This is a genomic window from Streptomyces sp. NPDC055099 (assembly GCF_053607685.1).
In genome coordinates, this window is sequence record NZ_JBSGUA010000011.1 from 26476 (window position 1) to 46334 (window position 19859).

Below are 19859 nucleotides of genomic sequence, written 5' to 3' on the forward strand. Positions count from 1 at the left end.
TTCCTGCGGTTTACCTATTCCGAGATCAGGCCTATACCGAATTCGTTGATCATTGGCGTGGCCGTTTTATGGCCCTTATTAATTCGTTCACCGGGGGCTGGTGCGGAATTTCCCGGCCGCTCACCGGAGCCCCCGGAAACGATCATGGCGGACCCGAGCCGTTCAGCCAGAACGCCCCGTAGACCGCGCTCGCCGCCGCCACGGCCCCGAGAACCGGCGCCGACCTGGACGTACGCAGCCGGGCGAGCACCACCGCGAGGGGCAGCAGCAAGGGGAAGGCGGGCAGCAGGAGGCGCGGCTTCGAGCCGAAATAGCCCGCGGCGCACAGCGCGAGCGCCACGACGATCCCGCAGTACACGAGGAGCGGCAGCGGCTGCTTCCGCCGTACGCCGATGACGTACAGCCAGACCACCAGGGCGACCCCGACGATCAGGCCGACCCCCGCGAGGGCCCCCGGGAAGCCGGTGAACTTGTCGGCGACGAAGCGGGCGAAGGCGTAGCCGAAGTCGAAGCCGTTGCCCCAGCCGGCCTGTACGTCGAGATAGCCGAGGACGCCGTCGCCGGTGCGGTGGCCGACCCACAGGACATAGCCCGCGGCGCCGAGCGGGGCGAGGACCACCCCGAGGATCACGCGCGGGTCCGGCCTGCGCTCCCGGTCCTGCCTGCGCTCCCGGTACAGATGGACGGCGGCCGTCACCCAGATCGCGGCGACCACCGCGGCGCCGACCGGCCGGGTCAGGCCCGCGAAGGAGGCCAGCACACCTGCCCACACCCAGCGTCCGGTGAGCACCGCGTACAGCGACCAGGCCGCGAGCGCCGTGAACAGTGACTCGCTGTACGCCATCGACTGCACGACGCCCACCGGGAGCACCGCCCACAGCACGACCGCGCAGACACCGGCCCGGCGCCCGTACAGATGGTCGGCGATCGCGAAGATCCCAGCGGCGGCGCAGAGCGAGGCGAGCCAGCTCACCACCAGGCCGGCATCCGCGTACGACAAGGGGCTGACCGCCGAGACGAGGCGCTCCAGCCAGGGCAGGAGCGGGAAGAACGCGAGGTTCGAGTGGACGCTGCCGTCCGGGAGCGTCACCTCCCAGCCGTAGCCGTGCTCGGCGACGCGGGTGTACCAGAGCGAGTCCCAGCGGGCGGTGAGCAGCGTGTGGGCGCTCTTGCCCGAGGCCGCGCTCCACACGGCGAGCACCGCGAGCCCCAGGGCACGCACCCCGGCATAGGCGAGCAGCGCGGGCGCCGCACGGCGCAGCGCGGCGCTCGCACGGGCGCCGAGGGACGGCGGGGGCGGGCGTTGGTCCAGGTCGGTCACGGGCTCGATTATCGGCGCTGGCGGGAACCGGCCACCCTGCCGGGGGCGTGGTCCATGCGTGGGCAGCGTGGCGTATGCCACACCGTCTCCGCTCAACCGTGAGAGGTCCGCCACGCGCCACAGCCGTGAACTCGCGTACTCTGACGGCTCACTCGCCTTTTCGTTGCCGCCAGCTGGGAGATCACGTCCCGCGGGGCCGCCGATGCGAGGGATCACTGGGAGGTATCGCACATGTCGGGTTCAACCACGGCCACCGCTCCTTCCGGCCGTCGGGTACCCGGGTCGCAGGGCGGCGCCAACCGCTGGCTGGTGCTCGTCGTCCTCTGCGTAAGCCTGTTGCTCGTCGCCGTCGACGCCACCGTCCTGCACGTGGCGGTGCCCGCCGTCACCGAGGACCTGAAGCCCGGTGGCATCGAGCTGCTGTGGATCGTGGACGTCTATCCACTGGTCTGCGCCTCGTTGCTCATCCTCTTCGGCACGCTCGGTGACCGGGTGGGCCGCAGACGGGTCCTGCTCCTCGGGTACGCGCTCTTCGGCGTGGCCTCCGCCGTGGCGGCCATGGCGGACAACGCCCAGGTGCTGATCGCGGCCCGCGCCCTGCTCGGCGTCGGCGGCGCGATGATCATGCCCGCGACTCTCTCGATCCTCCGCCAGGTCTTCCCCGACCGGCGTGAGCGCGCCGTCGCCATCGGTGTCTGGAGCGCCGTGGCCGGCATCGGCGCGGCGGGCGGCCCGCTGCTCGGCGGATTCCTCCTCGAGCACTTCTGGTGGGGCTCGGTCTTCCTGATAAACATCCCGCTGATGCTGGTCAGCCTGCCCATCGGGCGCCTGCTGCTCCCCGAGTCGACGGGGGACCGCGACGGACCGTGGGACGTGGTCGGCGCGCTGATGGCCGCCGGCGGCCTCTTCGGCATCGTCTTCGCGGTGAAGCGGGCGGGCGGCGGCGAGTCGCCGTTCGGCATGACCACCCTTCTCTCGTTCTTCCTGGGCGCGGCCCTCCTGGTCGGCTTCGTCCGCAGGCAGCGGCGGCGCAAGCATCCGCTCATAGACCTGTCGATGTTCGCGCGGCCCGCGTTCAGCACCTCGCTGGGCTGCATCGTGCTCGCGATGCTCGCCCTGGTGGGCCTCGAACTGGTCGCGGCGCAGTATCTGCAGCTGGTGCTCGGCCTCTCCCCGCTGGAGACCGGCATGCGGCTCGTGCCGCTCACCGTCGCCGCGATGGCCGCGGGCCTGGCCGGATCGAAGCTCCTGCACCGCTTCGGCCCGCGCACGATGGTCGCCTCCGGCTTCACGCTGACCGCGGCGGCCGTGGTGGTGCTCACCGGGATGGGCGACCAGCCCAACGACCCGCTCCTGCTCGTCAGCTTCGTGCTGCTCGGCCTCGGTCTGCAGACCACGCTCTTCGGTTCGTACGAGTCGATGCTCAGCGAGGCGCCGCAGGCGCAGGCGGGCGGCGCCGCCGCGATCGGCGAGACGTCCTACCAGCTGGGCGCCGGCATCGGCATCGCGCTGCTCGGCAGCGTCATGAACGCCGCGTACGCGCCGGGCCTCTCGTCCGTCCAGGGCGTGCCCGCCAAGGAGAGTGCCGCCGCCAGTCACTCGCTCGGCGAGGCGTACGAGGTCGCTTCGAGCCTCGGTGGCGGGGCGGGCGCGGCGCTGCGTGACGCGGCGCGCGAGTCCTTCGTGCACGGGCTGCACGTGACGCTGCTCGTCAGCGCCGGGCTGCTGCTGCTCGGCGCGCTGATGGCGCTGAAGCTGCCGCGGACCATGGAGTGCGGGACGCCCGCGGCGCAGCGTGACCAGGGGGTGCCTGCCCCTCGGGGCGAGGCCGCGGTCCCGGCGGAATCCGTCCGCTGACGTGCTTCTCCGGCCTTCGGCCGGGGAATTCCCGCCTTCGGCCGGGGAATTCCCCCACCCGTCCGCCCTTGTTCCTGCGTGACCCCGCGTCGTAACGTCAACGCGAGCCGTAAGTAACTACCACTGCTAGTTTTTGCGCCGCCGGAGGCCCGAGATGTCCGCACGCAGCCGCACGCCCCTGCCGCCCTTCGACCCCACCGACCCGCTCGGCATCGACGATCTCCTGGAGCCGGAGGACCTCGCGATCCGCGAGACCGTCCGCACCTGGGCGGCCGACCGCGTCCTGCCGCACATCGCCGACTGGTACGAGAAGGGCGAGCTGCCCGGCATCCGCGAGCTCGCCCGGGAACTCGGCTCGATCGGCGCGCTCGGCATGTCCCTGGAGGGCTACGGCTGCGCGGGGGCCAGCTCCGTCCAGTACGGGCTCGCCTGCCTCGAGCTGGAGGCCGCCGACTCCGGCATCCGCTCGCTGGTCTCCGTGCAGGGCTCCCTCGCCATGTACGCCATCCACCGCTTCGGCTCCGAGGAGCAGAAGCAGCGCTGGCTGCCCGGCATGGCCGCGGGCGAGATCATCGGCTGCTTCGGCCTGACCGAGCCCGACCACGGCTCCGACCCGGCCTCGATGCGTACCTTCGCCAAGAAGGACGGCACCGACTGGGTGCTCACCGGCCGCAAGATGTGGATCACCAACGGTTCGGTGGCCGGGGTCGCCGTGGTCTGGGCGCACACCGACGACGGGATCAGGGGCTTCGTCGTCCCCACCGAGACCCCCGGCTTCTCGGCGCCCGAGATCAAGCACAAGTGGTCGCTGCGGGCGAGCGTCACCAGTGAGCTGGTGATGGACGAGGTACGGCTGCCCGAAGACGCGGTGCTTCCCGAGGTGACCGGGCTCAAGGGCCCGCTGAGCTGTCTGTCCCACGCGCGCTACGGCATCGTCTGGGGAGCCATGGGCGCCGCCCGCTCCTCCTTCGAGGCGGCCGTCGAGTACTCCAAGACCCGCGAGCAGTTCGGCAGGCCCATCGGCGGTTTCCAGCTCACCCAGGCCAAGCTCGCCGACATGGCGGTCGAGCTGCACAAGGGCATCTTGCTCGCGCATCACCTCGGCCGGCGCCTGGACGCGGGCAGGCTCCGTCCCGAACAGGTCAGCTTCGGCAAGCTCAACAACGTGCGAGAGGCGATCGAGATCTGCCGCACGTCCCGGACGATCCTGGGCGCCAACGGGATCTCGCTCGAGTACCCCGTGATGCGGCATGCGACGAATCTCGAGTCGGTGCTCACCTATGAGGGCACCGTCGAGATGCATCAACTCGTGTTGGGCAAGGCGCTCACCGGTCTTGACGCCTTCCGGTGAGCGGCCTTGCCCGCTAGCTCTGGTTGAAGAAGCCGTCCGTCGGACGGCTCGTGGCCTCCCCGTTGACAATGTGCGTGTCGGCGGGGGTGAGCAGGAAGACCCGCGTCGCCACGCGCTCGATGGAGCCGCGCAGTCCGAACGTCAGGCCCGCCGCGAAGTCCACGACGCGCTTGGCGTCGCCGGGCTCCATCGACGTGAGGTTGATGATGACCGGGACGCCGTCCCGGAAGAGCTCGCCGATGCCGCGCGCGTCCCGGAAGCTGTCCGGGGTCACGGTCCCGATCCGGCGCCCTTCCTCTTCGGCGGCCTCCGCGACCACCCGCACCCGCGGGTCGGTCACCCAGGCTTCGCCGGGCCCCTCGGCCCCGTCGTCGTCGTAGCCGTCGTAGTAACGCTCGTCATTGTTGTTGTCGTCGACGAGGCCAAGCCAGGCACTCGCCTTGCGCACCGATCCCATGGACGCCTCCTCTCACAGCGGGCTTTCTGCGTTCCCTGTCCCCATGTTCGTCCATGATGCGGATAGTGCGCCAAGTGGATAGTCGCCGCGCGGGGTTTTCGTGACGGTACTGGTGCAGAGTCAACACGCCGTGACGCGTGATTCCCCAAGGGTCCAGCTGTGTACGGCTGCTGACAGTGAGTGAAATATGATTCTTCACGGCGTATGGGTGACGACCGGTGCGTACGGGTGAACGGACCCCTCGATACGATGCCCGAGTTGATCGAAGACAGGCTCACGGGGGAGTCGCATGTTCGGAATCGTCAGGCCCTGCAGCCATCGTCTGGGCGAAGGCCTCAAAACGCAATGGATGGCACACCTCTGCGGCCTCTGCCTCGCGCTGCGCGGTGATCACGGGCAGTTCGCCCGGGTCGTGACGAACTACGACGGTTTGATCATCTCGGTTCTGACGGAGGCTCAGGCCGAGAAGTCGACCGGCTGGCGCCGCACCGCGGGCCCCTGTCCGCTGCGTGGCATGCGCACCGCGTCCGTCGCGCAGGGCGAGGGCGCGCGGCTCGCCGCCGCGGTCTCGCTGGTGCTCGCGTCGGCGAAGGTACGCGACCACGTCGTCGACGGGGACGGCCTCTTGGCGCGCAGGCCGGTGGCCGCCGCCGCCCGCAAGGTCGCACGCAGCTGGGACCGAGCCGGCGCCCGCACCGGCGCCGACGTGGGATTCGACACGGCGGTCCTGCTCGACGCGGTCGAACGGCAGGTCGGCATCGAGGGCTTGGCGGGCCCCGGCACCTCCCTGCTCACGGTCACCGAGCCCACCGAGACCGCGACCGCCGCGGCCTTCGCGCACACCGCCGTCATCGCGGGCAGGCCGGGCAACGCCGAGCCGCTGGCCGAGGCCGGGCGGCTCTTCGGCAGGCTCGCGCATCTCCTGGATGCCGTGGAGGACAAGGAAGCTGACGCCGCGTCGGGCGCCTGGAACCCCCTGACGGCCACGGGCACCGGCCTCGAAGAGGCCCGACGCCTCGCCGACGACGCCCTGCACGGCATACGGCTCGCGCTGCGCGACGCCGAGTTCACCGACGGCAAGCTCGCCCACATGCTGCTCGCGCATGAGCTGGGGCGTTCGGTGGACCGCGCCTTCGGGACCGACGCGTGCGGCCACACCCATGAGGTGACGGCCCATCAGGGCGGCTCCTTCGGGCCCCCGCCGGGCGGACCCTACGACCAGCAGGGTGGGGCCTACGGCAGCGGCAATCCGTACGGGGGCAACAATCCGTACGGAGGCGGCAATCCGTACGGGGGCGGGGCGCCCGGTGGGCCGGCCGGCCCCGGAGGTCCGGGTGGTCCCGGAGGTCCGGGTGGCCCCGGTGGGTTCGGGGGCGGGCCCGGGTTCGAGCCGCAGCCGCCGAAGCCGGGCAAGCGCGGCTTCTGGGCGGGATGTGCGGTCGCCATCGGGCTCTGCTGCACCTGCAAGCTGTGCTGCGCCGATTCGTACGAGGGCCCCTGGTCCCGCAAGAAGCGGGAAGGCTGCTGCAACAACTGCGGCGACAGCGGATGCTGCTCCTGTTGCGAGTGCTGCTCCTGCTGCGACTGCGGTCTGTAGACGCGACCGACGCGACCGGCCGGGTTCTCGCGAGCCCGTGTGGAAGGGTTGATCACATGACCACGGACGCATCGACGGACGCAGCACGCGACTGGAAGCACTGGCACGAGCAGCGGACCCGGACGGTGTCCGCGCCCTACGGCCCGCTCTCCCTCACCGGCACCCACTGGCTCGCGGACTACCCGGATGGATCGCTTCCGGACATCCCCGGGCGCTGGACCGAGGCGGGCGACGAGATCGTCCTGACCGCCGACGCCGACGACGGGCTCACCCTGGACGGACAGCCGTTCGGCGGCGAGGCCCGCCTCGCCGCCGACCCCGGACCGGTCGCCGAGGCCCGCGTCGGGCACGGCGACCGCCGCCTGGTCGTGCTGCGCCGCGAAGGCCTCTGGGCGGTACGCGACTTCGACCCGGAGTCCGCCGCGCGCAGCGCCTTCCGGGGCATCGAGGCCGCGGAGTACGACGACCGCTGGGCCGTGCCGGGGCGGTTCACGCCGTACGCCCCCGAGACCACCACCGACGGGGTGCGCACCGTCCGGGTCGGCAACGCGGACGGGGTGGAGCGGGGGCTCGGTCTCGGCGGTGAGCTGGCCTTCGTCCTGGCCGGAAAGGACCACACGCTCCAGGTGTCGGTGGAGGGCGACGGCTCACTCTGGGCGGTCTTCGCCGACGCGAGCAGCGGGGTCTCCAGCTACCGGTTCCGGTTCCTGCGGCCCGCCGCTCCGGACGCCGAAGGGCGCACGACAGTGGACTTCAACCGCGCGCTTCTTCCCCCGTGCGCCTTCGCCGACCACTTCATCTGCCCCTTCCCGCCCCCGGGGAACACCCTCGGCGCCGACATCGCCGCGGGCGAGCGGAACCTGCTCGGCCGCTGACCGCTATGGGCCCGGCGACGGCCGAAAGGCGCCCTTGTGCGCGGTGTCCGTGGCCCGAATACTCCCGAGCAGCGCTTGTCAGGGGCACGGCGTAACCGGAATCCGGCTTGCCTTTTGTCCATTGGCTGCGCCTCACGGGCCCCAACCCACCGGGCCCACTGACTTCCCCTCGGGAGGAACAACAAGTGAGGAACAAGCGCACCACCCCCCGCAGCGGCATAGCGAGACGTACTCGTCTGCTCGCCGTGGCCACCGGACTCGTGGCCGCCGGCGCGCTCGCCGTCCCCGCTGCGAACGCCAATGACGTCACCACCTTCAGCTCGGCGCAGCTCACCAAGGCGAGCGACGCGGTCCTCGACGCGGATGTCGCAGGCACCGCGTGGAGCGTCGACAAGGCGACGAACCGTCTGGTCGTCACCGCCGACAGCACCGTCTCCAAGGCCGAGATCGCCAAGATCAAGGAGGCGGCGGGCAGCAACGCGGGCGCCCTCAAGGTCGAACGCACTCCCGGCAAGTTCAGCAAGCTGATCTCCGGCGGCGACGCGATCTACGCGTCGAGCTGGCGCTGCTCGCTCGGCTTCAACGTCCGCAGCGGCAGCACCTACTACTTCCTCACCGCCGGGCACTGCACCGACGGCGCGGGCACCTGGTGGTCCAACTCGGCGAAGACCACGGTGCTCGGCAGCACGCACGGCTCCAGCTTCCCGACCAACGACTACGGCATCGTCCGGTACACCAATACCGGTGTCACCAAGTCGGGCACGGTCGGCAGCCAGGACATCACCAGCGCGGGCAACCCCACCGTGGGCCAGACCGTGACCCGGCGCGGCTCCACCACCGGCACCCACAGCGGCAGGGTCACCGGCCTGAACGCGACCGTCAACTACGGCGGCGGTGATGTCGTCTACGGCATGATCAAGACCACGGTCTGCGCCGAGCCCGGCGACAGCGGCGGTCCGCTCTACGCGGGGACCAAGGCCCTCGGCCTCACCTCGGGCGGCAGCGGCAACTGCTCCTCGGGCGGCACGACCTTCTTCCAGCCGGTCACCGAGGCGCTGAGCCGGTACGGCGTGAGCGTCTACTGATCCACGTACGGCCAGAACTGATCCACGTACGGCAGTTCGCAGCCAGCGGCTGAGGAGAGCCCCCGTCCGGCAGTCCGGGCGGGGGCTCTCTCCTGTCTCCCGTCTCCCTTTGTGCGCCGTGCGGCGTTACCTTCGAAGGGCACGCCCAACACGCCCAATTCGGACCCTGGGGGGCCGGCATGGTCGAGGAGCTGGTGGCGGCGGGAGTGGCCGTCGGATGTGCCGGAGCGGTCTATGTGATGGCCGCGGCGCGTGTGGTCAAACAGTACGAACGGGGCGTGGTGCTCCGGCTCGGGAAGCTGCAGCGCTCGGTGCGCGGTCCCGGGTTCACGATGATCGTGCCGTTCGTGGACCGGCTCCGCAAAGTGAACATGCAGATCGTGACGATGCCGGTCCCGGCGCAGGACGGCATCACCCGGGACAACGTCACGGTGCGCGTGGACGCGGTCATCTACTTCAAGGTGATCGACGCGACCGAGGCCGTCATCCAGGTGGAGGACTACCGCTTCGCGGTCTCGCAGATGGCGCAGACGTCGCTGCGTTCGATCATCGGCAAGAGCGATCTGGACGATCTGCTCTCCAACCGCGAGAAGCTCAACCAGGGCCTGGAGCTGATGATCGACTCTCCCGCGGTCGGGTGGGGCGTGCAGATCGACCGGGTCGAGATCAAGGACGTGTCGCTCCCGGAGACCATGAAGCGCTCCATGGCCCGGCAGGCCGAGGCCGACCGTGAGCGGCGGGCCCGCGTGATCAACGCGGACGCCGAGCTGCAGGCCTCCAAGAAGCTGGCCGAGGCCGCCCATGAGATGGCGGAGGAGCCGGCCGCGCTGCAACTGCGGCTGCTGCAGACCGTGGTGGCCGTCGCCGCCGAGAAGAACTCGACCCTCGTCCTGCCCTTCCCCGTGGAACTCCTGCGCTTCCTGGAGCGGGCCCAGCAGGCGCAGCAGCCGGCCGCGACCGGGGGCAGTCCTCCCGCCGCGGTCACCGAGTCACCCGCCGCGGTGACCGAATCCCCCGTCGTCGCGCTGCCGGATTTCGGTGCTCCGAATCCAGAAGCCGGTGAACGGGACGCGCCGGGAGCGTCGAAAACCAGACAGGACTAGTCCTTACCCCCTGCCGATCACCCGCTCGCAGGCGGTGTTTGCAGAGGGAACCGAAGTGGTGAGACCGGCGTCGGTGAAGACCCGGGGGGCGCACGGTGTTTGTCGCGTGCGCGTCCTGAAGTAGACCTTGTGTGCTACCTGGCGGTATCGGGATAGTGGGCCGCACCCTTTGGCATGGACGCGGCTTTCGCAGCGTGTGCGTCTCCGTGCCGGTACGCCTTCCGGCCCTCAGGTCCCCACACCGAACGGGCCGACCCCCCACAGGAGGACGTGAGTTGAAGCACCGACGCATATCCAAGCGACGTGCCGCCGTGGCAGGTGCGGGCATCACCGCACTGATCGCCGCCGGAATCACCTTCCAGACTGCGAACGCGAGTGAGAGTGCCCCGACCCCCACGCCGGACACCCTCTCGGTCGCGAAGGCCGGAAAGCTCGCCTCGTCCCTCGGCAAGGACCTCGGCCTGGACGCGGCAGGCTCGTACTACGACGCCAAGGCCAAGAACCTCGTCGTGAACGTCCTCGACGAGAGCGCGGCCGACGCCGTCGAGTCGGCGGGAGCCAAGGCGAGAGTCGTCGAGAACTCCCTGGCCGAGCTGAAGAGCGCCCGCACGACGCTGAGCGACAAGGCGTCCATCCCCGGCACCTCGTGGGCGGTCGACCCGGCCACCAACAAGGTCGTCGTCACGGCGGACCGCACGGTCAAGGGCGCCGACCTCGACAAGCTCGGCGCGGTCGTGAAGGGGCTCGGCTCCAAGGCCGAACTCCAGCGCAGCAAGGGGGAGTACAAGCCCTTCATCGCAGGTGGCGACGCCATCTGGGGTGGCGGGAGCCGCTGCTCGCTCGGCTTCAACGTGGTCAAGGACGGTGCCCCGCACTTCCTGACCGCGGGCCACTGCACCGAGGCCGTGACCAGATGGTCGGAGGAACAGGGCGGCCCGGCCATCGGTGAGAACGCGGGCTCCAGCTTCCCCGAGAACGACTACGGCATCGTCAAGTACAGCGGCGACACCGCGCACCCGAGCGAGGTGAACCTCTACAACGGCTCGACGCAGGCCATCACCAAGGCGGGCGACGCGACCGTCGGCCAGAAGGTGCAGCGCAGCGGCTCGACCACGCAGCTGCACGACGGCACGGTCACCGGTCTCGACGCCACCGTGAACTACGGCAACGGCGACGTCGTCAACGGACTCATCCAGACCGATGTCTGCGCCGAGCCCGGTGACAGCGGCGGCGCCCTCTTCGCGGGGGACACCGCGCTGGGTCTCACCTCGGGCGGCAGCGGTGACTGCAGCGCCGGCGGGGAGACGTTCTTCCAGCCGGTGCCGGAAGCGCTGAGCGCCTTCGGCGCGGAGATCGGCTAAATCGCGGCCGGGAGTAATGGGCAGGGTTGGGGCCGGACCTCTTTGGGGGTCCGGCCCCTCTGCGGGTCGTACGTGGCTGGGCGCGCCCACGCGGCGGAGCCGCATATGTCACAGGCTCGCGCCCCTACGGGCGCTGCTAGCGCTTCGGCCAGTACCACAGCGGTTCGTCCAGGAGGCTTTCGCGGCCCGCCACCTCCGTCTGCCCCGACTCCTTGAGCAGTTCTATGGAGTTCACGTCGATCCGGTGGCGTACCGCGCCCTTGGCGACCGCGTCCGCCAGGGGCTGGGCGTGGGTCACCAGGACGATCTGCGTGTCCTTCGTCGCGGTGAGGATCAGGTCCGCGAGGGGACGCAGGAGGTCGGGGTGCAGGCTCGTCTCCGGCTCGTTCAGGACCAGGAGCGAGGGTGGCCGGGGCGTGAGGAGAGCGGCGCTCCACAGCAGATAGCGCAGCGTGCCGTCGGACAGTTCGGCCGCTCCCAGGGGGCGGTTCAGTCCGCGCTGGTGCAGCTGGAGCTCGAAGCGTCCCCCGCTGTCGACGATCCGCACCCGGCTGCCCGGGAAGGCGTCGTCCACCGCGGCGTCGAGCGCCGCCGGGTCGCCGATCTCGCGGATGGTCTGGAGCGCGGCGGCCAGGTCGGCGCCGTCATGGCCGAGGACAGGCGTACGGGTGCCGATGCGGGCGGCGCGGGCGGGCGCCTCGGCGTCGGTGCGCACGTGGTCGTAGAACCGCCAGGAGCGGATCAGTTCGCGCAGCCTGAGCAGGTCGGGAGCGAGCTGCGGGTCGGCCAGCTCGCCGAGCATGCTGTCGTACGGCCTGATGCCCTGGGTGCGGTGCCAGCCGCCGTCGGCGGTGCGGGTGCGCACGGCGGGGCCCGCGCGGTCGCAGAGCAGCGCGGCGGGGCGCAGCACGGGTCCGGCCCAGGTGCACTCGCGCTTGATCTCCGGGTCCAGGTTGAAGAGGGAGGGCTCGGCGCCGGCGCCCGAGGTGGGGATGGGATGGCCGAAGTCCACCGCGTACCCGAACTCGTCGCCCGCGAAGCCGAGGCGGAGGCTGGTGGCCTCCGCCTTCGCCGGGCCTGCCCACAGGGCCGAGGGGAGGCCGCCCTCGCGGGCCAGGGCGGAGACCGCGCCGCCCCGTGCGGAGTCGGCGAGCAGCCGCAGCGCGCGGTACAGGCTCGACTTGCCGGTGCCGTTCGCGCCCGTGACCACGTTCAGCCGGTCCAGCGGGACGATCAGTTTGCGCAGGGAGCGGTAGTTCTCGACGGCGAGAGTGGTGATCATCGCTCAAGCCTCGCACCCGGGTCCGACAACGCCCGGGGGAAGCGGGTCTTCACCGGCGGTGGGCGCCGGTGTCCGTGTCCGTCTCCGGCTCTTCCATCGCCGGGCGCTGACCCGGCTGGCGGTCCCCGCGCAGCGCGGACATGACCAGGGTGACGACGGTGCCGAGGACCGCCCAGGCGGCGAGCACCAGCATCGGTCCGGTGATCGCGTTGCCCTTGAAGTACGCGATGGAGCGGGCCACCCAGGTACCGGCGCCCGGCGGCAGCCAGGGGCCGATCTCCTTCCAGAACGGCGGCAGCATCGGCAGCGGGAAGGCGCCGCCCGCGCTCGGGTTGCCCGCGATCACCACGAGCAGGACGGCGAGGCCGATGCCCACGATGCCGGTCAGCGACTGCAGGGCGAGCGTGATCATGCCGACCGAGAAGACGACCAGCGAGCCGAGGCCCCACAGGCCCATGACGCTGCCGGGCAGGGCGCCGAGGACCGGCCCGATGATGAGTGCGCCGCCCAGACCGCCCGCGATCGAGTAGAGCGCCATGACGCCGGTCCTGATCAGGGCGCGCTGCCGGTTGGTGGCCCGGGCGCCCGCGCTGATCGCCAGGATCGACGCGCACAGGTAGCCGCCGACGCACCAGCCGACGACCAGGTAGAAGGACGAGAGCCCGTCGAAGTCCTTGCTGGACGCCGGGGCCACGTCCACGGTCTTGACCGTCCGCTTCTCGGCCCCGTCGGCCTCGGTGGCGATCTTCTCCAGCGCGGTGGCGAGGACGGTGCCGCCGCCCGAGCCGACCAGGAGGGTGTCGGTCGTGCCCCGGGGGTCCACGATCAGGGCGCCGTCGATGTCGCGGTTCATGATCTGGTGCCGGGCGGCGGCCTCGTCCTCGACCACGCGCGGGTCGAGCGGGTCGCCGGGGAGCTTGCCGAGCTTGTCCGAGGTCTCCTGGGCCGCGGGTCCCGGGGCGACCACTCCGAAGGGCACGTCCTTCGGCTTCGGGTCGTGCAGGGCCCCTACGTAGGAGGCGATGAACAGCAGCTGCAGGGCCAGTACACCGATGACCAGCAGGGCTGCTCGCGGGGTGACGGCGCTCTTCAACTCATCGGTGAAACTCATGCCCCCACGCTCCGTGCCCCTTGTCGTTCCCGCAGGTGGGCGGGGCCGAATGGGCGAAGAGGGGTGCGGTTCGACTCGGCTGTCGTACACGCGTTCGAAACTTGGTCTATGGTGGAGGCGGGGGATGTGAGGTCGGATCGGTTCAGGGTTTCAGGAGGTGCGTGTGCCCGGGTTCACGCATCTGCACACCGTCTCCGGGTTCTCCCCGCGGTACGGGGCCTCGCACCCGGAGCGGCTCGCCGAGCGCGCCGCCGAGCGGGGCATGGACGCCCTCGCGCTCACCGACCGGGACACCCTCGCGGGAGCCGTCCGGTTCGCCAAGGCCTGCGCGAAGGCGGGGGTACGGCCGCTCTTCGGGGCCGAGCTCGCGGTGGGAGAGCCGGCACCGCCACGCGACGCGCGACGGCGGACCCCGGTGCGCGGAGGTGCCTTCATCGACGAGTCGACCCCCCGCGTGACCTTCCTCGCCCGCGACGGCGCCACGGGCTGGGCCGCGCTCTGCCGCCTGATCACCGCCGCGCACCGGAGCGGCGAGGGGCAGCCCGTGCTTCCGTGGGAGGAGAACCACGGCGACGGCCTGACCGTCCTGCTCGGCCCCACCTCCGACGTGGGGCGCGCACTGTCCGCCGGGCGCCCCGACCGGGCCGCCCGCCTCCTCGCACCCTGGCGCGAGCGCTACGGGGACGCGCTGCGCCTGGAATCCGTGTGGCACGGCCGCGAAGGCACCGGACCCGGTTCGCTCCGGCTCGCGGCCCGCACCGTCGGCTTCGCCGCCGAGCAGGGTGTCCGGCCCGTCCTGAGCAACGCCGTCCGCTACGCCGATCCGGGCATGGGCCCGGTCGCCGACGTGCTCGACGCCGCGCGCCGCCTGGTCCCCGTCGACCCGACCAAGGAACTCGACAGCGGGGAGCGGTGGTTGAAGGGCGCCGACGCGATGCTGGGCAACGCCGAGCGGATCGTGGAGGCGGCCGGATTCCGCCGTGACACCGCCCGCCGCCTCGTCGAACAGACCCGTTCGGTCGCCGCCGAGTGCCTCGTCGACCCCCAGGAGGACATCGGCATCGGCTCCGTCCGCTTCCCCGAGCCGCACCTGGTGGGCGCCGGACGCCGCAGCGCCCAGCGCGTGCTCGCCTCGCGGGCGGCGGCGGGAATGGTGCTGCGGGGCTACGACAGACGCCGTGAGTACTGGGAGCGGATGCACCACGAGCTGGACATCATCGCCCACCACGGCTTCGCCTCCTACTTCCTCACCGTGGCCCAAGTGGTCGACGACGTACGCGACCTGGGCATCCGGGTGGCGGCGCGCGGCTCCGGCGCCGGGTCCCTGGTCAACCACCTCGTCGGCATCGCGCACGCCGACCCCGTCGAGCACGGTCTGCTCATGGAGCGGTTCCTCTCCACGCGGCGGGCCGTCCTGCCGGACATCGACATCGACGTGGAGTCGGCCCGCCGCATCGAGGTCTACCGCGCGATCATCGACCGCTTCGGCGCCGAACGGGTCGCGACCGTCGCCATGCCCGAGACCTACCGGGTCCGCCACGCCATCCGCGACGTGGGTGCCGCCCTCTCCATGGACCCGGCCGAGATCGACAGGATCGCCAAGTCCTTCCCGCACATCCGCGCGCGGGACGCCCGCTCGGCGATGGAGGAACTGCCCGAACTGCGGGCGGTGGCGGGGGAGTCGGACCGGCACGGCCGGCTGTGGGACCTCGTCGAGGCCCTGGACGCGCTGCCGCGCGGGGTCGCCATGCACCCGTGCGGGGTGCTGCTCTCGGACGCCTCGCTGCTCGCGCGTACGCCCGTCATGCCCACCAGCGGCGAGGGCCTGCCCATGTCCCAGTTCGACAAGGACGACGTGGAGGACCTCGGGCTGCTCAAGCTCGATGTGCTCGGCGTGCGGATGCAGTCGGCGATCGCGCACGCGGTGGGGGAGGTCGAGCGGGCCACGGGGGAGCGGGTGGACGTGGACGCGGCGCCGCAGGACGACCCGGCGACGTATCAGCTCATCAAGTCCACCGAGACGCTCGGCTGCTTCCAGATCGAGTCGCCGGGCCAGCGGGACCTGGTCGGGCGTCTTCAGCCCGCGACCTTCCACGACCTGGTCGTCGACATCTCGCTCTTCCGCCCCGGACCGGTCGCCGCCGACATGGTGCGGCCCTTCATCGAGGCCCGGCACGGCCGCGCGCCCGTCCGCTACCCGCACCCGGATCTGGCGGGCCCGCTCAAGGAGACGTACGGCGTCGTCGTCTTCCACGAGCAGATCATCCAGATCGTGGACATCATGACCGGCTGCGGACGCGACGAGGCGGACCGGGTGCGGCGCGGGCTCTCCGACCCCGAGTCGCAGGGACGCATCCGGTTCTGGTTCGCGCAGCAGGCGGCGGCGCGGGGCTACGAAGCCGAGACGATCGCCCGCACGTGGGAGATCATCGAGGCCTTCGGCTCGTACGGCTTCTGCAAGGCGCACGCGGTGGCCTTCGCCGTGCCGACATACCAGTCGGCGTGGCTGAAGGCCCATCACCCGGCCGCGTTCTACGCCGGGTTGCTCACGCACGACCCCGGGATGTACCCCAAGCGGCTGCTGCTCGCGGACGCGCGGCGGCGAGGGGTGCCGATCCTCCCGCTGGACGTGAACCGGTCGGCGGTCGCTCACCGTATCGAACTGGTGTCTGGTTCCGGCTCCGGTTCCGGTTCTGGCTCCGGTTCCGGCTCCGGTTCCGGGCCGGCTCCGGACCGATGGGGCCTGCGACTCGCGCTCCGCGACGTCCACGGCATCAGCGAGGCCGAGGCCGAGCGGATCGAGGCCGGACAGCCCTACGCCTCGCTCCTGGACTTCTGGGAGCGGGCCAGGCCCGGCAAGCCGCTCGCGCAGCGGCTCGCGCAGGTCGGCGCGCTCGACGCGTTCGGCGCCAACCGCCGCGACCTGCAACTGCACCTGACGGAACTCCGGCGGGGCTCGCGGGGCTCGGCCGGGGCCCAACTCCCCTTGTCCGGCGGGCGGAAGACGGCCCCCGCCGGGCTTCCCGACCTGGGCGACGCCGAACGGCTCAGCGCCGAACTCGGCGTCCTCGGCATGGACTCCTCACGCCATCTCATGGGCGACCACGCCGAGTTCCTCCGGGAGCTCGGCGTGCACAGCGCCCGCCGCCTGCGGGAGGCCGAACACGGGGCGACCGTCCTGGTCGCGGGCGCCAAGGCGGCCACCCAGACCCCGCCGATCCGCTCCGGGAAACGGGTCATCTTCACCACCCTGGACGACGGCACGGGCCTGGTCGACCTGGCCTTCTTCGACGACGCCCACGAACGCTGCGCGCACACCGTCTTCCACTCCTGGCTGCTCCTGGTCCGCGGAGTGGTGCAGCGGCGCGGGCCGCGCAGCCTCAGCGTGGTCGGCACCGCCGCGTGGAACCTGGCGGAACTGGTCGAGCTGCGCCAAGAGGGCGGGCTCGAAGCGGTGGGGGCACGCCTCGCCGAGCCGGGACCCGGGCCGGGACCCGAGGGAGAGCCCGACGCGCCCCCGGCGGACGGCGGCCGCCGCATCCGGATGTCCACGGGGTACGAGATGCACCCCTGGGCCGACCTCAAGCCGCCCGGCGAACGGGCGGCCACCGGACGGAAGTTGTGGCACCAGAGCCCGGGGAGCGCGGGATGAGCACTCTTTGCGTACGTTTTCTGCTGACGCCCATGTACGAGGCCGCCGTGCCCCGGCTGCTCGCCCTGCTCGGCGAGTTCAGCCCTGTCGTCGAGGCCCTGCCGCCCGACGCCGCGCTCGTCGACGTACGGGGAGCGATGCGCTACTTCGGGCGGGACGCCGTCGAACTCGCCTCGGTGATCCGGGTGCGGGCGCTCGCCCTGTACGGGGTGGACTGCGTGATCGGCGCGGGGCCGGGGCCGATGCTGGCACGGATGGCCGCACGGGAGGCCGCACCCGGGATCACCCGGTTCGTGGGCCCGGGTCCTGACGCCGTCGCGGAGTTCCTCGGGCCGAGGCCGGTCGCCGAACTGCCCGGGGTCGGCCGCGCCACCGCCCGCACCCTCTGCTCGTACGGGCTCGACACCGTCGGCAAGGTGGCCGCCGCGCCCCTGTCCACGCTGCAGCGCCTCGTCGGCGCCCGAGCGGGCCGCGAGCTGCGCGAGAAGGCGAACGGCATCGACCGCGCACACGTCGTGCCGAACGCCGCCGCCCGCTCCCTCGCCGCCGAACACACCTTCCCCCGCGACGAGTTGGACCCCGCACGGCACCGCAGGGCGCTGCTCTCGCTCACCGAGGAACTCGGCGCGCGGATGCGCGACGAGGACCAGGTCTGCCGCTCCCTGACCCTCACCGTGCGCTACGCGGACCGCTCCACCACGAGCCGCACGCGTGCGCTGTCCGAGCCGACCGCGCACTCCTGCGCCCTGACCGGCTCCGCGTACCGCATGTACGAGGCGCTCGGCCTCCAGCGGGCCCGGGTGCGCGGCATCTCGCTGCGCGCCGAAGGCCTCGCCCCCGCCGAACACGCCGCCCACCAGCTGATGTTCGACCCGGTGGACGACAGGACCCGCAAGCTGGAGGCGGTGGCCGACCGGGCGCGCGCGAAGTTCGGGCCGGGCGCGATCGTGCCGGGAACGCTGGCGGCGTAGCACCGGGCTCCTCACAGATCCCTGCGTCGCACGGCGAGCACCATGACGACCACCGCGGCCACCGGCCACGCCGCGAACACGATCCACGCCTCCGTGATCGTCTCCGGGTACTTGTCCGGCGGGTAATCCATCGCGGGGTTCTCGATGAGGGCGTTCCACGCCGTGATCGGCATCGTGTTGCCGAGCTCCTTCACCCACCGGTACGTCTCGCCCTGGAGGAAGGCGGGCACCAGGACCAGCGTCACGAGGGTCGTGACGATGCTGCCCGTGGCGTGCCGGACGAGCGCCCCGACGGCCATCCCCACCAGCGCGCTCAGCGGTATGAGCAGCGCGGACGCCACGACGGCGCGCAGTGCGCCCGGGTCGCCGATGGACACACCGCCGTGCTCCCGCAGGATCGCCTGCGTCACGCCGAACGAGGTCACCGAGACGAGCGCGCCGAGCGTGGCCGTCACCGCCGTGATGACGACCGCCTTGGCCAGCATCACCGCACGCCGGTCGGGGACGGCCGTGAACGTCGTACGGATCAGACCGCTGGTGTACTCGCCGAAGACCGCGAGAGCGCCCACGCTGCCCGCGAGGACCATGAGGATCTGCCAGGCGGGGTCGACGAACGCGGTGGACAGCGTGTCGAACCGCATCCGCGGGTCCGTCGGCGCGGGCGCGTCCCGCTGTGCGAGCCAGTCGAGGTTCGTCAGCGCGGAGTTCACGTTGATCCCGGTGACCGCCAGCGCGCCGGCCGCCAGGACCCAGTACGTGGACCGCAGCGACCACAGCTTGATCCACTCGGCGGCGACGAGGTCGCGGAAACGGGCGCGCGGTTCGGCGACCGCGGGAACGGCGAGGGTCGTCATCGCGTCTCTCCCGCCAGGTATTCGACGCTGTCGGCGGTGAGTTCCATGAACGCCTCCTCCAGGGATGCGGTGCGGGTCGTCAGCTCGTGCAGCAAGGCCCGCTCATGCAGGGCGAGTTCACCGATGCGGGCCGCGGGAAGCCCGGTGACGGTGAGCACGTCGCCGTCCGTCTCCACCGAAGCGCCCTCGGCGATCAGTACGTCCGTCAGCTTCAGGGCGTCCGGAGTACGCACCGTCACGCTCAGCCGGGTGCCCCGCGCCGCGAAGTCGGTCAGGCTCTCCGCCGCGATCAGCTCGCCCCGGCCGATCACGACGAGCTGGTCGGCGGTGTTCTCCATCTCGGACATGAGGTGGCTGGACACGAAGACCGTGCGACCCTCGGCGGCAAGGCGCCGGAAGAGCCCGCGCACCCACAGCACTCCTTCCGGATCGAGGCCGTTGAGGGGCTCGTCGAAGAGCAGTACCGGCGGATCGCCGAGCAGCGCGGTGGCGATGCCGAGCCGCTGCCGCATGCCCAGCGAGAAGCCGCCGGTGCGTTGCCGGGCCACCTCGGCGAGGCCGACCTCGCGCAACACCTCGTCGACCCGGGCCCGCGGGATGCGGTTGCCGCGTGCCAGGGCGGCCAGGTGCGCCACCGTCGGGCGGCCACCGTGCACGTCGCCGGCGTCCAGCAGCGCGCCGACGTGGCGCAGTCCGCGCGGCCGGGACGCGAAGGCGCGGCCGTCGATGGTGGCGGAGCCGCCGCTGGGGGACACCAGGCCGAGCAGCATCCGCAGGGTGGTCGTCTTGCCCGCGCCGTTGGGGCCCAGGAACCCCGTGACGTGTCCGGGGCGCACGGTGAAACTCAGGTCCTTGACGGCGCTCTTGTCGCCGTACCGCTTCGTCAGTTCGTTGACTTCGATCACCCGGACCACGGTGCCGTCCGCCGGGCCGCGCGGCATCGGGCCGAGGGCCACACCCGTCGCGGGCTCCGGTAGCCCAC

15 protein-coding genes are annotated in these 19859 nt (G+C 71.7%); 9 read left to right on the forward strand and 6 right to left on the reverse strand.

From position 1 onward, the window contains the following. Positions 1–142: 142 nt before the first annotated feature. Positions 143–1321 (reverse strand): glycosyltransferase family 39 protein, encoded by a 1179-nt coding sequence (locus ACWFRU_RS25540; protein WP_453690504.1) that lies wholly within the window; start codon positions 1319–1321, stop codon positions 143–145. A gap of 231 nt (positions 1322–1552) precedes the next feature. Between ACWFRU_RS25540 and ACWFRU_RS25545 the strand changes: the two genes are divergently transcribed. Beyond that, positions 1553–3178: an MFS transporter gene (locus tag ACWFRU_RS25545; RefSeq protein WP_453690505.1), complete on the forward strand. Its 1626-nt coding sequence runs from the start codon at positions 1553–1555 to the stop codon at positions 3176–3178. 154 nt (positions 3179–3332) lie between these two features. Beyond that, positions 3333–4529, forward strand: coding sequence for an acyl-CoA dehydrogenase family protein (locus tag ACWFRU_RS25550; protein ID WP_363210736.1), 1197 nt, complete (start codon positions 3333–3335; stop codon positions 4527–4529). A 13-nt stretch (positions 4530–4542) separates the two neighbouring features. On the opposite strand, the gene ACWFRU_RS25555 is transcribed toward ACWFRU_RS25550, so the two are convergent. After that, a complete protein-coding gene (locus ACWFRU_RS25555) occupies positions 4543–4986 on the reverse strand; it encodes a cell division protein SepF (RefSeq protein ID WP_160504177.1) in 444 nt (147 codons plus the stop codon). Between the two features lie 289 nt (positions 4987–5275). Between ACWFRU_RS25555 and ACWFRU_RS25560 the strand changes: the two genes are divergently transcribed. The 5 genes from ACWFRU_RS25560 (at position 5276) to ACWFRU_RS25580 (ending at position 11007) form a co-directional block, all read left to right on the forward strand. Continuing rightward, positions 5276–6583 (forward strand): DUF5685 family protein, encoded by a 1308-nt coding sequence (locus ACWFRU_RS25560; RefSeq protein WP_453690506.1) that lies wholly within the window; start codon positions 5276–5278, stop codon positions 6581–6583. A 56-nt stretch (positions 6584–6639) separates the two neighbouring features. Next, a complete protein-coding gene (locus ACWFRU_RS25565; protein ID WP_453690507.1) occupies positions 6640–7458 on the forward strand; it encodes a DUF1684 domain-containing protein in 819 nt (272 codons plus the stop codon). A 185-nt stretch (positions 7459–7643) separates the two neighbouring features. After that, positions 7644–8543 carry a S1 family peptidase gene (locus ACWFRU_RS25570; RefSeq protein WP_453690508.1) on the forward strand — a complete coding sequence of 300 codons (900 nt, stop codon included), beginning with the start codon at positions 7644–7646 and terminating at the stop codon, positions 8541–8543. 179 nt (positions 8544–8722) lie between these two features. Next, positions 8723–9646 (forward strand): slipin family protein, encoded by a 924-nt coding sequence (locus tag ACWFRU_RS25575; protein ID WP_453690509.1) that lies wholly within the window; start codon positions 8723–8725, stop codon positions 9644–9646. Between the two features lie 275 nt (positions 9647–9921). Then, entirely contained in the window at positions 9922–11007 is a 1086-nt protein-coding gene (locus ACWFRU_RS25580; RefSeq protein ID WP_453690510.1) for a S1 family peptidase, read from the forward strand. Between the two features lie 136 nt (positions 11008–11143). On the opposite strand, the gene ACWFRU_RS25585 is transcribed toward ACWFRU_RS25580, so the two are convergent. Both ACWFRU_RS25585 and ACWFRU_RS25590 read right to left on the reverse strand, forming a co-directional pair. Then, complete coding sequence (locus tag ACWFRU_RS25585; protein WP_453690511.1) at positions 11144–12289, reverse strand: AAA family ATPase; 1146 nt, start codon at positions 12287–12289, stop codon at positions 11144–11146. A 49-nt stretch (positions 12290–12338) separates the two neighbouring features. Continuing rightward, positions 12339–13400, reverse strand: a complete 1062-nt coding sequence (locus tag ACWFRU_RS25590; RefSeq protein WP_453690512.1) for a DUF3533 domain-containing protein — start codon at positions 13398–13400, stop codon at positions 12339–12341. 163 nt (positions 13401–13563) lie between these two features. On the opposite strand from ACWFRU_RS25590, the gene ACWFRU_RS25595 reads away from it, so the two are divergent. Both ACWFRU_RS25595 and ACWFRU_RS25600 read left to right on the forward strand, forming a co-directional pair. Beyond that, complete coding sequence (locus ACWFRU_RS25595) at positions 13564–17052, forward strand: DNA polymerase III subunit alpha (RefSeq protein WP_453690513.1); 3489 nt, start codon at positions 13564–13566, stop codon at positions 17050–17052. Then, positions 17049–18023, forward strand: a complete 975-nt coding sequence (locus ACWFRU_RS25600) for a DNA polymerase Y family protein (RefSeq protein ID WP_453690514.1) — start codon at positions 17049–17051, stop codon at positions 18021–18023. Before ACWFRU_RS25595 ends, ACWFRU_RS25600 begins: the two co-directional genes overlap by 4 nt. A gap of 11 nt (positions 18024–18034) precedes the next feature. Here ACWFRU_RS25600 and ACWFRU_RS25605 read toward each other — a convergent pair whose 3' ends face one another. Both ACWFRU_RS25605 and ACWFRU_RS25610 read right to left on the reverse strand, forming a co-directional pair. Continuing rightward, positions 18035–18877 carry an ABC transporter permease gene (locus ACWFRU_RS25605; protein ID WP_453690515.1) on the reverse strand — a complete coding sequence of 281 codons (843 nt, stop codon included), beginning with the start codon at positions 18875–18877 and terminating at the stop codon, positions 18035–18037. After that, positions 18874–19782 (reverse strand): ATP-binding cassette domain-containing protein, encoded by a 909-nt coding sequence (locus ACWFRU_RS25610; protein ID WP_453690516.1) that lies wholly within the window; start codon positions 19780–19782, stop codon positions 18874–18876. Before ACWFRU_RS25610 ends, ACWFRU_RS25605 begins: the two co-directional genes overlap by 4 nt. Positions 19783–19859: the final 77 nt, after the last annotated feature.